Below are 14,134 nucleotides of genomic sequence, written 5' to 3'. Positions count from 1 at the left end.
TGGGGGAGCTATGACAAAAAAGACAGCTGGCGTTCGTATCGAAACCGACTCCTTCGGCTCGATTTCTGTGCCGGCCGACAAATATTGGGGTGCACAGACCCAACGTTCATTGGAGAATTTTCAAATTGGCCAGGAACGCTTACCTCGACCCCTCATCCGGGCCTTGGGTATCGTCAAACGTTGTGCGGCCCTATCCAACATGGTGCTGAACACGATTGATGAAACAACCGGCAAGGCTATTGTTGATGCGGCAGAGGATGTGATCGACGGTAAGTTGGACGATCACTTTCCCCTGGTAATCTGGCAAACCGGTTCAGGCACGCAATCAAACATGAACGCCAATGAAGTGATTGCCAATCTGGCCATCGAACGTCTGGGCGGTAGGCTGGGATCAAAAACGCCCGTTCATCCGAATGATCACTGTAATTGCAGCCAGTCTTCCAATGATGTTTTCCCGACGGCCATGCATATTGCGGCAGTTGAACAACTGCACCAGGTCCTGATTCCATCCCTCGCACATCTGCACCGAGTTTTGTTGGATAAGTCGCAAGCCTGGGAGAACATTATCAAAATCGGACGAACACATTTGCAGGATGCCACTCCTCTCACGTTGGGTCAGGAATTCTCAGGATATGCGGCCCAGGTGCAATTGGGGATTGATCGGATTCAGGATGGTCTTAAACGACTGTATCCCCTTGCGCAAGGCGGGACGGCTGTCGGTACGGGATTGAACGCAAAGTCCGGGTTTGGTGAGAAGTTTGCTGAAGAAGTCGCAACGTGTACGCAGCTGCCCTTCCTTTCGGCTTCCAATAAGTTTGAAGCGTTGGCCACTCATGATGCCATGGTGGAAATCTCCGGTGTGCTCAATGTTATCGCCGTAAGTCTGAATAAAATTGCCAATGATATTCGCCTGTTAAGTTCCGGTCCGCGGTCCGGTCTTGGAGAACTCTCCCTGCCGGAAAATGAGCCGGGTTCTTCCATCATGCCGGGAAAGGTGAATCCCACTCAATGCGAAGCCATGACCATGGTCTGTGCTCAGGTTATCGGGAATCACACGACTATCACGATTTCCGGCGCACAGGGGCATCTTGAACTCAATGTGTTCAAACCCGTCATTGCGTACAACGTGCTTCAATCCATACGCCTCCTCGGCGATGCCGTCATGAGCCTGACCGATAAATGCATTGTGGGCATTGAACCCAATATCGGTCGTATTTCCGAGCTGATGGAACAGTCCCTGATGCTGGTCACGGCATTGGTTCCTCACATCGGCTACGATAAGGCTGCCAAAATTGCTCAAGGGGCCTTAAAAAATGGACGCACCCTGCGAGAAGAAGCTATCGCCAGCGGATTTGTGACTGAAGAAGAATTCAATACCTTGATTCGTCCGGAACAGATGGTTCGTCCAGAGTAACTCCAACGTCACCTACAGCATTCTGGATCCTTCCGGGAAGGATTTTAAAACGAAAGATTGCGATCTCTTTCGGCCACAGCTTTGACATAATCCTGCATGCCTTTCATTACGGCACCCACCTCGAGATCAGATTCGTGAATTTGTCGGGCGATCGCACAGGCTGAACACACCCACAAAGGAATACCCTGAGACAGAATGGTATTGGCTAGCACTTTCAAGGCCGGTAGCCCGATTCCCTGTACACCATCTACCACACCTTTTTTTGCTAAGACGACGGCCTCGGCCTGAAGCCACAAGACGACCTCATGCCCTTGTTTATGAGCCTCTTGTGAGGCGATAAACGGAAGGGTAGCCATTGTTGGATCGTCCGTCCCCTTACTCCCGGCAATGACAAAGCGTGCCATAGTTTACTCCTTATATTATCCTTTTTTCTTTCATGCTACTCAGACACCCCAATCTCATATCATAAGGAAATCATGATTAGAATTAAGATGGGGGCCCCTTCCTTGATGATATCAGTGATGGATGTAAGACCAACCTCTGTAGAACCCTGGGTTTTGGCCGGCGCGTGTGGATAAAGTTAGCTCACCGGTTTTGCCTATATCCCTTTTCTTGAATTTACTAATCTGTCACGATAGATAGCGAGACTTTGCGTTACCCGCCGAAGGCTTGTGTTCGATCTTTGCCAAGCCGGTATTTTAAAGGGAATAAATAAGGAGAATTCACATGAAAAAGATGAAAGCCGTGGAAGTCCGGCAGGCAACGGGCTTTTTGCAACTCGTGGAGCGAGAGGTGCCTAATCCTGGATCAGGACAGGTTCTCGTGAAGGTCCAGGCCTGCGGCATTTGTCACAGCGATGTGTTCACGAAGGAAGGTCTATGGCCCGGTCTTGAGTATCCACGTATTCCCGGACATGAAATTGCCGGAATTATTGAGGAGATGGGTTCGGGTGTGGAGGGATGGAAACAGGGCCAACGGGTTGGCGTGGGGTGGCACGGAGGACATTGTGGCCGTTGTGAGCCATGCCGCCGAGGGGATTTTGTCCTTTGTCAACGTGGGTTGGTTCCGGGGATTAGCTATGATGGAGGCTATGCCCAATACATGATTGCTCCGGTCGAAGCCTTGGCTCGCATACCAGAGGATCTTTCCGACGTGGAGGCGGCCCCTCTGCTTTGTGCAGGCATTACGACTTTCAATGCTCTTCGTAAGAGCGGCGCCCGCGCCGGTGACGTGGTTGCTATTCTGGGCATCGGCGGCCTTGGACATTTAGGGGTACAGTATGCCAGCAAGATGGGATTCGAGACGGTCGCTATTTCCAGAGGAAAAGACAAAGAGGCTTTGGCCAAGAAATTGGGCGCACGGCACTATATTGACAGCAACGCCCAAAATGTATCGGAAACGCTTAAGGGTTTTGGAGGAGCGAAGATAATCCTCGCAACCGTCACGAGTGGAAAGGCCATGAGTGCGACTATCGGTGGACTGGCCGTGGACGGAAAATTGATTATGGTTGGCGCCTCTGAAGAACCGGTGGAAGTACCCATCGTTCAGTTTATTATGGGTCGACATTCAGTTCAGGGCTGGCCGTCCGGGACGTCGTCGGATTCGCAGGATACGTTGGCCTTTAGTGTGATGACAGGTATAAAGCCAATGATAGAGGAGTATCCTCTTGAACGCGCAGCCGAAGCCTATGAGCGTATGATGAGTGGTGAAACAAGGTTCAGGGTAGTTTTAAAGGTTGGTTGAAGAGCCTGCTCATTGCTTGTCTTCGGCAAAAATGCGAATGCCCATAGTAAGGAGGCTGTGTGCATGAAAAGAGCCAAGTTTATCAGTGGTTAAAGGAGACAAATTCCTATAGCCACGGTTCGGTTCTCCATTTTCTAAACCCGGCATTACCCACCTGATGCGTGTCACCATGAGATCATGTATATTTTTTCACCTCAGGAAATAAGCGGGCAAGGAAAGGCGGGACCATGGCATTGAAAAAGGAAGATCTGAAAATGGTCTTCGTTGTGAAAATTTCGATGGATGGATTTTTCCCAGCGTCTAAATTTTTGATAGTTGATTTAGTGTGAGACCGCCAAAGAGTTATTCTACATGGGCAGAATCTCAGGCCTTTTTGACATAAGCTTTGTAGACTTTTTTGTCCGCAGCACCTTCTTCTTCCATACCAACCATGGCGTGTCCGGTTGTCTCGCACCAGGCCGGCATATCTTTTTTTATCCCTTCGTCATCCGAAATCACTTCCAGGACTTGCCCTGAGGCGAGTTCTTTGATTTTTTTTGAAGTCAGAATGATAGGCATCGGGCAAAAATACCCCAATGTATCGAGTTTAACGTCGGCTGGTATCATAGTTCATCCTTTTGTGGTGTCGTTAGATAAATAAGTTTACGGACCCGTGCCGGGCTTCCGCCAAATAGGTGCTGACTCCGGCGAGTTGGTCGATGCCATCAATGAGCGTATCCTTTGAAATGCCCATAAGTCCCAGGGTCGTGGTGCAGGCAATCATCTTTACATCCAGATCTTTGGCGGTTTCCATGAGTTCGGGTATACCCGGCATGCGGTTATCTTTCATCACCTTTTTCATCATGGTGGTTCCGAGACCTCCAAAATGAAATCGTGAGAGGGGCAGGCGACTGGCTCCCCCTTTGTTCAGCCATCCAAAGGCTCGACGAAGCCAATCCTTAGGGGAGCTACTCACATTTTCCTTCCGGATGGCATTCAACCCCCAAAAGGTAAAAAACATCGTTACCTGCATGCCCATGGCTGCGGCCCCGGTTGCGATAATCAGGGCCGCCATGACGCGGTCCATATCTCCGCTCAGGACGACAAGTGTCACTTTATCGGGTTTGGTTTCTTTGAGCTCGGCTAAGGCAGTTGCTGGTTCTACGTGGGTGGCGTTCATGATGTCACCTTCTTTCTCAGAAAAATGATGGGTCGCCTTTAAAAGAGTCCCCGATATAGGCGGATTGTTACGGAGTATAGCAGATCTTGGCCTTTGATAGAGTTGGTTTTGCTTTGAGACATTTTTCACAGATGAGCCTTACTCCTCATTCGACTATAATATGGTAATTTTTTCGGTGTCAACAAAAGCCTGTTCCGGATTGTGCCTGCATGAGGCATGGACCGCAGGCTTCTTAGCCGCGTCGGCAGATGAAAGAAAGGGGCCATGGATCGGTTGGTAGAATGTGTGCCGAATGTGAGTGAGGGCCTGGACAAGGCAGTCCTCGCTGTATTGACTGAGCGCATTCAGTCGGTACCTAATGTGGGCTTACTCGATCTTCATATGGATCCCGATCATCATCGGTCGGTTTTTACCCTTGCAGGAGAACCTGGGGCAATGGCCACGGCGCTTTTTCAGTTTATTCAAGAAGCACAGCATAGCATTGACCTCCGCAGACATCAGGGGCAGCATCCACGCATCGGGGCGGTTGATGTGGTGCCCTGGATTCCCTTACGAAACGTGACGATGGAGGAGTGTGCGGAATATGCCAAAAATTTGGGCAGGCGAGTGGGGGAAGAGCTGGGCATTCCCGTCTTTCTCTATGAACAGGCGGCTTTAGTGCCTTTGCGGGCCCGGCTGGATAGTATACGGCGGGGAGGGCTTTCTGGGTTACAGGAACGGATGGATCAAGAAGCGGAGTGGAAGCCTGATTTTGGCCCAAACGTATTGCATCCTACGGCAGGAGCGGTCGCAATCGGAGCCCGTTTCTTCCTGATTGCCTTTAACGTGGTCCTCAAAAGTCAGGACATTCACGTGGCTCGTCGTATTGCCGGCACGATCCGGTCCTCAGGTGGAGGCTTACCTGCCCTCAAGGCCATGGGTGTGCCCTTGACATCAAAAAGGCTTGTGCAGGTGTCCATGAATTTGATGGATTTCCGGCAAACATCCTTGCGAGCGGCCTTTCAGGCTGTGGAGCGGGAGTCCCATCGGTTGGGTGTGGAAATTCAGGAAAGTGAAATTGTGGGCCTGGTTCCGCAGGAGGCATGGGATGCGGATTTGGCTGCGGATCTTAAGTTGAAGAACTGGAGCCCTGAAGGTGTGTTGGAAGTGGCGTGTGGGAAATACCATCTTTTCCCGTTGTGACTCATCAGGTACAATGACCGGGAAATGTGAAGATGAATACCACGTCCGAGTAAATTGTGAGCCGGGGTACTGGAATCATTCGAAAGAGTAACCAAGTGGGCATGAACTTTTACTCAAAAAAGGAAAAAACCATATGAGCGATGATGTGGCAGCTTTGCGGGCCAGTAAATTTGGGCAGTTAACCGTAGGCAGTGTCATGGAGAAAGAAGTGCAATCGGGCATGAAAGATTCGGAAGCCAAGTTACTGGCCTCTTATATGATGGAAGGATTTGGTTCCGTTCCCATCATTGACGAAACCTCGAAATTGGTGGGAATCGTTTCCGAGTTTGATTTACTGAAAGCCTTGCGTAAAGGAAAAAATCTGGAAGATGTGACGGCAGGTGATATCATGACTGCCAATCCGGTATCGGTCACGCAAGATACCAATGTGCTGACTCTGATGGATGTCCTCCAAAATAATCATTTGATTCGGGTGCCTGTCGTGGATTCAAAGGGGAAATTAATCGGGATCGTCGCGCGAAGAGATTTACTGCGGGGCTATTTGCAAACTTCGGGGAGTTGAAGCTCCCCGAGAGTTGGGCTACGGCTTTCCTTCACCGGGTTCATCCCTCCCATTTTCCAACATTTAATGAATCGGCGCTCGTTCTCTTCCTGGTACCAGGGTGAGAATACGCCATGAGCCTGTGAGTTGACGATGATAAAAGATCAAGCGAATCAGATTGTCCGCCACCCATGGTTTGAGTACGGGATCATTGCCTTTATTCTCGTTAACGGGGTCATTCTTGGCCTGGAAACCTCACCGGCATTGGTGGAACATTATGGTGCACTGATGCATTGGGGAAATCACGTCATCCTTGGAATTTTTATTCTGGAAGCCCTCATCAAAATGATTGCCGTGGCACCGCAGATTGATCGGTATTTTCGAGATGGTTGGAACATCTTTGATTTTTCCGTCATCGTATTTTCTTTGATTCCGGCTACCGGTGAATTTGCCATGATTGCACGGTTAGCCCGCTTGTTGCGGGTGGTTCGTCTCATCTCGACCATTCCTGAGCTCCGTCTTATCGTTTCAACCCTCGTCAGATCTATTCCCAGCATGATTCACGTGATGACGCTCATGGGCGTGATCTTTTATGTCTACGCCATCATGGGCTATCAGTTGTTTCATGAGCACGATCCGACGCATTGGCGATCATTGGGGATCTCGCTGTTGACCCTATTTCGCGTCGTGACCCTGGAAGATTGGACTGATGTGATGTATACCGCTATGGATTTTCATTACCTGTCTTGGATCTATTTTGTGAGTTTTGTGGTCTTAGGGACGTTTGTCGTGATTAATCTGTTTATTGCCGTGGTGATCAATAACCTCGATGAAGCCAAAGCCGAACGCCTGGCTGAACTTCAGGGGCCGGTCACACAAAAAGAGATACTCAAAGATTTGAGAGAAACACAAATAGCCCTCAAGCGCCTTGAGGAGCGCTTGGAAAGAACGTCTGAAGAAAATGTCCTATCCCTATCGAAAGTGTTGAAAGGTTGAAATGCCCAGAACAAGGTTGGTTACGTACCCAAGGCGATCGTGGAAAGGAATAATAGAGAAAGAAGGTGCAGGGATAACCCACGAGCCCAGATCCCAACACGAAAAAATAGGCCCGTTCCGGTCTGTCGGAACGGGCCCTCTTTATGGCGATAACCTAACGGTAATGACTACTGTCGAATACCTTGGGTCCCCGCGACATTAGGGCTGCATCGACGGAAACCTGCTTCATACATTTTTCTCGATTCTCATAGCTAAGTGTAGAAGTTTTGATCGGGCAGGTTCCGAACGCAGTGCCGAATTCCACGATCCCTTTTTCACTACAGTGAGAGTCCACCATACGGCAGGACCTTGTTGCCAAATTCCGTTTCCTTTACAGCTGCAGTGGCTCCTGAAGTTTCGATTTCCAATAATTTCGACCCAAACCTCTCCTTTCGACTGACGTAAGATCCTGATAAATCCCTTGCCGTCTTCCCAGCGAGAGAGAATAGGAGAATCAGAATGTACCTTGAGTGCCATCCGGATGCCATTGGGAAATTCGAGTCACGCCTGACTTCCCGATCCGGGTTTAACCCGATCCCCTCCATATAAGAGTCGTATGTCTTACCCCTTCAGTTGCTCCTGAATACCATCGCTTCGGAATACGATGATTTCCCTATGACATTCCTTAATTTCATCTCCAGCGAACCACTCCCGGCATCGTTCCCTTATGAACGGCCAAAGCAATACAACAGTTCCGATGCTGCTCCCCTCTCGCGTTGGTATTGATTCAATCTCTTTTAACGGTCAGTAATGGGTTCACGGCGATAGAGCGAGGGATCGTGTTTGCTAATCGTTGTGCGTATCTGAATCGATACCATTCGTATCTAATATTGTTGGGTTTCGCCGGTAAAGAGGAGTTGATCGAAAAAAATTTGGATTGAAATATATTCAAATTGCCAATGAATAGGGTGATTTTTTTTCATTGATGATTCTGGCATTGAGGTTGCTTTAGCAGGCTGCAGAAATACTTTTTCTCATTAACTCACCAAGGAGGGTGCATGCTTAGAAAGCAGGCGCAAACAATTCAGATGCAACGCAGAAAATGGACACACAACGATTTCGGTGATCCGTAAATGAAGACTGCTTGGTCACGGTTCCGACAATTTTGTATTCACGCAAATGAAACAGAAAGGGCATTCTATGAAACTCAATGTGTTCTTCAACGTAGCGGTAATGCTTGGCATGGTGGCCATCAATTCATCAGCATGGGGACATAGTCCTAATGATGCCGGCGAAGGCGGTCTTCAATCGAAAGTTCGTGAAGCGGGTTTGATTATGTATGGTCAGGTTGTTGATATCCAATATCGAAACTCAGAGCCCACGAAAGAGCAACCTCAGGGTCTTCCTCATACGTTTGTGACTTATCAGGTTCTGGAAGTTTTGAGAGGTGATGTCCCGGACAAAAAAGTTACGCTTCGAATTCCCGGTGGGGCCGATGGGCAGGGTGGTGTCTACATGGTTTCGACAGCCCCCGCGTTTGCCCTTGGACAAACCGATGTGTTGTTCGTCAAAGGAGGAGAAATCGACGATTGCCAGCTGGTGGAATGTGTCGAGGGAAGATTCCGTATACATGAAAATCAGGTGTTGAATGGTTGGGGAGTGCCGGTTGTGGAAGCCCACAAAACGTTACGCATTGGGGGTAAACCACGGTTCGATCTGAATGTCATGGAAATACCCCGCCCTTCGTTTAAAGCCTTGTTGGAACGACCTGATATGAAGGCCTATATCGATCGCATAAGCCGGGAGAGCCGCCTGAGCTTGAAAGATCTGCAGGCCCGTTATGAGCGTGAAGCTCCCAAGGTCACGACGGTCAATCTGGGCAATCAGGTTCTGCCAATCCAGAGAGATGTCACCGAAGAATCAGAGGCTATTCCAATGGAAACCTACGGAGAACCGTTGAGTCCCGAAGTATTTTTTGACGCCATACGCGAGTGGAGTAAACAGGTGGGTGATCCTCGATTCCCAATAGTGATGGCTAATGCGAAAGAACGGTTTGAGGTGCCTGACCAAGAGGTCTTGGCTCTCGAGGCCAAGGATGAGGCAATACTTAAAATAAGCGATGAAGAGCGTTATGACATTCATGCTAAGGAGGGACTTCGATAATGAATATGACAAAAATTTTCCTACCCATGATGTTCCTGATGTTATGTAGTTCTCCCGCATTTTCAGCATCCTGGCTGGAATGTAATGGGGACAGTGGCAAGAAATTGCGTTGGGGAGGAAACTCCACGACAGCGCGGATCAATACAGGAAGTTTTCCGGCCGGGAGCGTCCTGCAGGCGGCCCAACGAGGTGTGAATATTACGAACACGAACCCATCGCCGTTTACGATCAACCATACGACCGAAACAGGTGGGGTGGGAAGTGGAAATGGACAAAATGAAATATGGGCCGCAAGTATTTCTCCACCGGGAGAGGCCCGCATGCGCTATCACTGCTACTGGTTATTCGGGTGGCATTATGGACTGGATGAAGTGGATATTGTGTTGGATTCGACAGGGCGGTCCTGGACGACCTCCCAAAACAAAAGCGCGAACTTTACGTATACCGGCTCAAGCCGTCCCATCGATGCAGTCATCGTGCACGAGGCCGGACATTATCTTGGCCTGATGCATGTCAATTGGGAATACAATGTCATGGGTGATTCCTGGCGCCACCATCACACCAATGGGGGATCAGCTATCACGTATTTCGGAGAAGACGCTTCGCATGGGGCGCGGGTGCTCTATGGTTCGCAAAGCTCGGCCTTTAACGATGTGTCCGCTTCGCACTGGCGAAGAACCGGAGCCAGCGGTGAGTATTCAAGTCATGACCGGGTACGAGTTCGAAATAGTGCCAACACCGGGACGTTGTCCGGTATTACGATCGCCGGGGAACCCGGGTATCGGGTGAATCGAGGAAATGTAGTGCGGCCGGAATTTACGATCGAAAATAATGGGAAACAGACTCATGCCAACGTCACCTTCGGAATCTATGTCTCAACGAATGACTTTATTAGCTATAGCGATACCCGTATTGGTGGGGGAACTTTTGGCTCGATTCATCCTGCCGACGTGTTAACTACCACGATTCCGGTGATCATACCCAATTTTCTGAATGCGGGGCAAAATTACTGGCTGGGAATCATCGTTGATGAGGATAACGATATTAATGAGGTGAATGGTTCGAACAATCGGGCGTATATTCCCATCCGGGTTCAGTGAAAGAAATGAATGTGCAAATAAGGGATCCCGGGACACCACTGCCTGTGGTTTCTGATCCACTATAGGGGAATGGGCCTTGATCGGATCCCCGGGCCTGTTCAATGGAGATCAACTTGGTAGCCGAGGCCGTCAGGATTCGAAGAATCTTGCACGGCCTCGGCTTTTCAAGAATGTTTACGCCGGCTTGTCAAAAGGGGTCGGTGTTAAGCATGTGCCCGGAGAATCAGGCAGGCAAAAGCAGCGTGATGAGAATTGGAGGTCGGGCATAAAAGTCCTGTCAGTCAGGGAGAAAAATCCTGGAAGGGGAATTCTTGAAAAATCCGACGAGATGGGGTTTTCCAATTCCGAATGAAGGTGAGAAGTTCGAACGCAGTGGTATGACCTAGAACGGCACAGTCCACTTTGCCGTCTTCGTTCACTCTCCACACATAATCGCCATCCCTAAGTAGAAAATTTCCCTCCTCACATGATCGACTAATGGTCATTGCGTCGTTCATCGCTTGTCTCTCCTTTAGAAGCCGTAGGCCGTAGAGTCTTCTGAAGAATTGATGCAGTGTAAACTTCAAATTTCTTTGTTCGAAAAGATATCAGCCGAATAGAATGTTCATGTTCTATGGAATGCAAATATCCTGTACTAAAAAATCGATATGGATAGGTGGGCAATAAGCCATTCCACCTGACTGGTTTAACAGGGAGCATGGAAATCGTGAGGGAAGGCATGTTATGGGATGGACTTCTTTAGGGTTCATGCCTATGGTCGCCATAACCAATACAAGGAAACCACTCCCAAAAGACTTACGCCACTGATGATGAGGAGTAAAATGCTTTCCATGGTGTTGCCTCTCTATGTTGGTCAGTCAGCCCTCATCCGTTCCTGATTCCGAATAAAAGCAACCTTGATGCCGTTATTCGTGTTGTTGCCTCTGGCCAACAAGGAATGCAAGCTAAGCAACTAATTTAAAAGGGAAAAGGAAAGGGAGGTTAAAGTATTGTGCCTGAAAATCTTTGATTGGTGTCATATGAGGAAGTACCGAAAGGGGTACATGCCGTAAACATGGGGAGCAGATTCGAATGATGAGCTATTTTAAGTGGGTAATACTTAAATGGGATAGAACATGAAATTATTTATTTGAAGGTACTCTTTGGGTAGAAAGTTCAAGGCTTGTGTTAATCAAAGTCAGTGCCATGGGGGATGGCTAAATAACTCACTTAGGAAGAAGATTGAGGGAGTCTTTTTTAGGGGGAGAGTCCTATTATTTGAGATTTTCTTCCTCCGTGTTCGATTCGATTGGGCCTGGATTGTAGATGGACGAACGTCGACGGGTTTGTGGCTTTTCTTCCGGAATGGGTATTCGGGGTTCCCATTCCTCGACCAACCCGGCCGTTCCCCGTTGGCCCCAAGTGGACAGGCTGATAGTGGAATTTTTTCTTAGACCGGTAACCATGAGTACTTTCTCCATTGTTGTTAAAGGTAAATACGCCAAATAGGCGTCTGGTAAATGACTCTTCCTGTGTGGTTTTTCCTTCAAAAAGGTATTCTAAATGGGAATTTCTGAAGGAAACCTCATAATTTGAATTAAATAGCAATTTAGATGCCATGTCAAAATCAGGTCTCTAAATCGGTGATTTCAGCAATGATTTGAGCAATAGTACAGGAGTTAGTGTGTTTTCATGTGAGTAGGACCTCGTTTACTTGTGGAGGATGGATGTATCCATTTAGATAAACGGGTGCATGGAAAGGGAAAAATTCTATTGTCAATGAAAGAAGGAGGTCGTCTCATAGGAGCACATACCAAATGAATGTTGCTTGCAGTTAAGGGAAAACCAGATTCTACTTGAACTGTATTATTTCAAAAATCGATGAAGTTCGGTCCGGATTTTCGTGGGGGTTATGGGTTTTGGCCAGAATTCAGAGCCTCCAGCTGCGAAGGCCTGGTCTCGATGAGGGATTTCCGATTGCGCGCTCATGAGAATAATCGGGGTAAGCTGAAAGTTCTCCTGTGCTCGAAGTCTTTCACAGGCCTGGAATCCATCAAGCCCAGGCATTGTCACATCCATAAATACGAAGTCGGGTTGAACCCGTTGAGCGAGTTCAAGCCCCTTCTCGCCATCTTCGGCGCAGACAATCTGATAGCCCATTTGTTCTAAGACATCTCCCAGGATCATCAAATTATCCGTGGAATCATCAATGAGCAGGATGGTGACGGAACCGATACCGGAAATCCTTTCGAAAGTCTATGATGAAGATACCGTCATGTTCATCTGCCTCCCTCCATTCCTTGTCCTATTGCTTCATCCATTTTTATTGCCTATGAATTACGCAAGGAGAGTGCCGGATTGGTTAGGCATTCTAACGCATTGAAATGAAGCTATTTTTATTCAATTTGTTTCAAGGGATCGGGTCTCGTGAGGTGTGTTATGAGACAAAGAGAGGGGACAGAAAAGGTATTTGAGACAATGAACAAAATCGCAACTGGGAGGAGAAACCCGTTCAAAAATGGATACTATCCGTTGGTTTGGATTGATCACTGCAGCAGATAATGTGAGATCTCTTTGTAAAAACCAGAGACTTCTTTGGGAGTGAATTTCCCCACAAAAAATGAGAGGGGTTTTGTGAACGTTCATGGTAGGCTACCCGAAAACCCTTCAGCAATCGGTTCCAGGCGGCCATGCCCCGCTGCGGTCGAAAAAGATATGGAAAAGCTTCAGGATACAATAAATCAAAAAATTCAATTGGTGAGTATTGTGATTCCCGTCTATAACGAACGGAAAACAATTGAGACGATTGTCGGCCGGGTACAAAAGGTGGAAATTCCAAAAGAACTAATCATTGTGGATGACGGGTCCACGGATGGAACTCGGGAATGGCTCTACGAGCAGTTCGGCGAGGGGGCTGCAGAGGATGAAAAAAGCCAGAAATTAATGTGTGAGTCACGTGCCGATTGTTCTCAAGTCCTGGTGTTGGCTCATCAGCACAATCAAGGGAAAGGCGCAGCCCTGAAAACGGGATTTGGGCAGGTTCGAGGAAGCATTGTCATCGTGCAGGATGCCGATTTGGAATATAGTCCAGAGGATTATTATCGACTGTTGGAGCCAGTGATAACAGGCCGGGCCGATGTTGTCTACGGGTCCCGGTTTTTGGGGGGCTGGAAAGGGAGTTGGCCATCAGTCTCCTATCTGGGAAACAAGATTTTCACCACGTTAACCAATGCTGCGACTGGGCTCTCATTGACGGATGTCTGGACCGGTTACAAAGTGTTTAAACAGGAAGTCTTGAGCGATATCTCACTGGAAGAATCAGGGTTTGAATTGGAGTTAGAACTCACACTGAAAGTGGCTCAGAAGAATTGGCGCGTGACAGAGGTGCCGATTTCGTATTTACCCAGAAGTAAGGCGGACGGGAAAAAAATTCGCTGGAGAGACGGGATTCAGTCCATCAAAACGCTGTATCGGTATTCCAACCCCTCATAACTCCGTCGGATTGATTGTCTTCTTACCCACACATTCCATCTGCATCAGAATTCTGAGGGTCACCGCATTGTTCAGGAAGACCCATTGAAAAAGGGTTTCGTGGCAAATCTGACTCGAACCAGCATTGGAGGAATGATTCACAATTGGCCGAGTGATACGAAAGTCAAGGCATAGAACGTTCTGTCTGCCCAGAGGGCCAAACTCTCCGTTCCTGCACTTCGCCTTTGTGGATCATCCGCATCAAATCCATTTCAGCAAGAGTTAGGTAGGACGGCGTGGGAAGGAGTGGAAGCCCAACTTCAGTATGTAATCCATGTAGTTCTGCAAAACGAGTGTGGGCCCTGGTCCCATCATAGTTGACGATCAAAGGCCAATGTGTCCGATCT

The 14,134-nt window shown here is 48.5% G+C and carries 14 protein-coding genes; 8 read left to right on the top strand and 6 right to left on the bottom strand.

Going from position 1 to position 14,134, the window contains the following annotated elements; genetic code table 11:
- Positions 1–10: 10 nt before the first annotated feature.
- Complete coding sequence (fumC, locus tag PP769_RS01620) at positions 11–1,414, top strand: class II fumarate hydratase (protein WP_312644393.1); 1,404 nt, start codon at positions 11–13, stop codon at positions 1,412–1,414.
- A 44-nt stretch (positions 1,415–1,458) separates the two neighbouring features.
- On the opposite strand, the gene PP769_RS01615 is transcribed toward fumC, so the two are convergent.
- Positions 1,459–1,818: a DsrE family protein gene (locus PP769_RS01615; protein WP_312644390.1), complete on the bottom strand. Its 360-nt coding sequence runs from the start codon at positions 1,816–1,818 to the stop codon at positions 1,459–1,461.
- A 322-nt stretch (positions 1,819–2,140) separates the two neighbouring features.
- On the opposite strand from PP769_RS01615, the gene PP769_RS01610 reads away from it, so the two are divergent.
- On the top strand, positions 2,141–3,157 hold the full coding sequence (locus PP769_RS01610) for an alcohol dehydrogenase (RefSeq protein ID WP_312644389.1): 1,017 nt from the start codon (positions 2,141–2,143) through the stop codon (positions 3,155–3,157).
- 363 nt (positions 3,158–3,520) lie between these two features.
- Here the strand turns inward: PP769_RS01610 and PP769_RS01605 are convergent, their stop codons facing one another.
- Entirely contained in the window at positions 3,521–3,763 is a 243-nt protein-coding gene (locus tag PP769_RS01605) for a sulfurtransferase TusA family protein (RefSeq protein ID WP_312644386.1), read from the bottom strand.
- Between the two features lie 22 nt (positions 3,764–3,785).
- Entirely contained in the window at positions 3,786–4,316 is a 531-nt protein-coding gene (locus tag PP769_RS01600; RefSeq protein WP_312644384.1) for a DsrE/DsrF/DrsH-like family protein, read from the bottom strand.
- A 264-nt stretch (positions 4,317–4,580) separates the two neighbouring features.
- On the opposite strand from PP769_RS01600, the gene ftcD reads away from it, so the two are divergent.
- The 5 genes from ftcD (at position 4,581) to PP769_RS01575 (ending at position 10,277) form a co-directional block, all read left to right on the top strand.
- On the top strand, positions 4,581–5,498 hold the full coding sequence (gene ftcD / locus PP769_RS01595; RefSeq protein ID WP_312644377.1) for a glutamate formimidoyltransferase: 918 nt from the start codon (positions 4,581–4,583) through the stop codon (positions 5,496–5,498).
- Positions 5,499–5,631: 133 nt separating this feature from the next.
- Positions 5,632–6,060 carry a CBS domain-containing protein gene (locus PP769_RS01590; protein WP_312644375.1) on the top strand — a complete coding sequence of 143 codons (429 nt, stop codon included), beginning with the start codon at positions 5,632–5,634 and terminating at the stop codon, positions 6,058–6,060.
- Between the two features lie 132 nt (positions 6,061–6,192).
- Positions 6,193–7,035: an ion transporter gene (locus PP769_RS01585; RefSeq protein WP_312644372.1), complete on the top strand. Its 843-nt coding sequence runs from the start codon at positions 6,193–6,195 to the stop codon at positions 7,033–7,035.
- A gap of 1,179 nt (positions 7,036–8,214) precedes the next feature.
- Positions 8,215–9,177, top strand: a complete 963-nt coding sequence (locus tag PP769_RS01580; protein WP_312644370.1) for a hypothetical protein — start codon at positions 8,215–8,217, stop codon at positions 9,175–9,177.
- Positions 9,177–10,277 carry a CARDB domain-containing protein gene (locus PP769_RS01575; RefSeq protein ID WP_312644368.1) on the top strand — a complete coding sequence of 367 codons (1,101 nt, stop codon included), beginning with the start codon at positions 9,177–9,179 and terminating at the stop codon, positions 10,275–10,277. Before PP769_RS01580 ends, PP769_RS01575 begins: the two co-directional genes overlap by 1 nt.
- A 281-nt stretch (positions 10,278–10,558) precedes the next feature.
- Here PP769_RS01575 and PP769_RS01570 read toward each other — a convergent pair whose 3' ends face one another.
- The 3 genes from PP769_RS01570 to PP769_RS01560 form a co-directional block, all read right to left on the bottom strand.
- Positions 10,559–10,774 carry a hypothetical protein gene (locus PP769_RS01570; protein WP_312644366.1) on the bottom strand — a complete coding sequence of 72 codons (216 nt, stop codon included), beginning with the start codon at positions 10,772–10,774 and terminating at the stop codon, positions 10,559–10,561.
- 756 nt (positions 10,775–11,530) lie between these two features.
- The gene (locus tag PP769_RS01565; RefSeq protein ID WP_312644364.1) at positions 11,531–11,722 is read right to left on the bottom strand and encodes a hypothetical protein; all 192 of its coding nucleotides are present in this window, start codon (positions 11,720–11,722) and stop codon (positions 11,531–11,533) included.
- 400 nt (positions 11,723–12,122) lie between these two features.
- Positions 12,123–12,467: a response regulator gene (locus tag PP769_RS01560; protein WP_312647021.1), complete on the bottom strand. Its 345-nt coding sequence runs from the start codon at positions 12,465–12,467 to the stop codon at positions 12,123–12,125.
- Between the two features lie 504 nt (positions 12,468–12,971).
- Here PP769_RS01560 and PP769_RS01555 point away from each other — a divergent pair.
- A complete protein-coding gene (locus PP769_RS01555) occupies positions 12,972–13,748 on the top strand; it encodes a glycosyltransferase family 2 protein (RefSeq protein ID WP_312644361.1) in 777 nt (258 codons plus the stop codon).
- Positions 13,749–14,134: the final 386 nt, after the last annotated feature.

This window comes from Candidatus Nitrospira allomarina, from assembly GCF_032050975.1.
Lineage (GTDB): Bacteria > Nitrospirota > Nitrospiria > Nitrospirales > UBA8639 > Nitrospira_E > Nitrospira_E allomarina.
Note: the sequence above shows the minus strand (reverse complement) of the source record. Positions and strands in the feature narration are given on the sequence as shown.

What these genes read in the sequence shown, in the direction of transcription:
- ftcD (WP_312644377.1), top strand. Translation starts at nt 4,581, where the DNA reads ATGGATCGGTTGGTAGAATGTGTGCCGAATGTGAGTGAGGGCCTGGAC.
- PP769_RS01610 (WP_312644389.1), top strand. Translation starts at nt 2,141, where the DNA reads ATGAAAAAGATGAAAGCCGTGGAAGTCCGGCAGGCAACGGGCTTTTTG.
- fumC (WP_312644393.1), top strand. Translation starts at nt 11, where the DNA reads ATGACAAAAAAGACAGCTGGCGTTCGTATCGAAACCGACTCCTTCGGC.
- PP769_RS01585 (WP_312644372.1), top strand. Translation starts at nt 6,193, where the DNA reads ATGATAAAAGATCAAGCGAATCAGATTGTCCGCCACCCATGGTTTGAG.
- PP769_RS01580 (WP_312644370.1), top strand. Translation starts at nt 8,215, where the DNA reads ATGAAACTCAATGTGTTCTTCAACGTAGCGGTAATGCTTGGCATGGTG.
- PP769_RS01600 (WP_312644384.1), bottom strand. Translation starts at nt 4,316, where the DNA reads ATGAACGCCACCCACGTAGAACCAGCAACTGCCTTAGCCGAGCTCAAA.
- PP769_RS01605 (WP_312644386.1), bottom strand. Translation starts at nt 3,763, where the DNA reads ATGATACCAGCCGACGTTAAACTCGATACATTGGGGTATTTTTGCCCG.
- PP769_RS01575 (WP_312644368.1), top strand. Translation starts at nt 9,177, where the DNA reads ATGAATATGACAAAAATTTTCCTACCCATGATGTTCCTGATGTTATGT.
- PP769_RS01570 (WP_312644366.1), bottom strand. Translation starts at nt 10,774, where the DNA reads ATGAACGACGCAATGACCATTAGTCGATCATGTGAGGAGGGAAATTTT.
- PP769_RS01615 (WP_312644390.1), bottom strand. Translation starts at nt 1,818, where the DNA reads ATGGCACGCTTTGTCATTGCCGGGAGTAAGGGGACGGACGATCCAACA.
- PP769_RS01590 (WP_312644375.1), top strand. Translation starts at nt 5,632, where the DNA reads ATGAGCGATGATGTGGCAGCTTTGCGGGCCAGTAAATTTGGGCAGTTA.
- PP769_RS01555 (WP_312644361.1), top strand. Translation starts at nt 12,972, where the DNA reads ATGGAAAAGCTTCAGGATACAATAAATCAAAAAATTCAATTGGTGAGT.
- PP769_RS01565 (WP_312644364.1), bottom strand. Translation starts at nt 11,722, where the DNA reads ATGGTTACCGGTCTAAGAAAAAATTCCACTATCAGCCTGTCCACTTGG.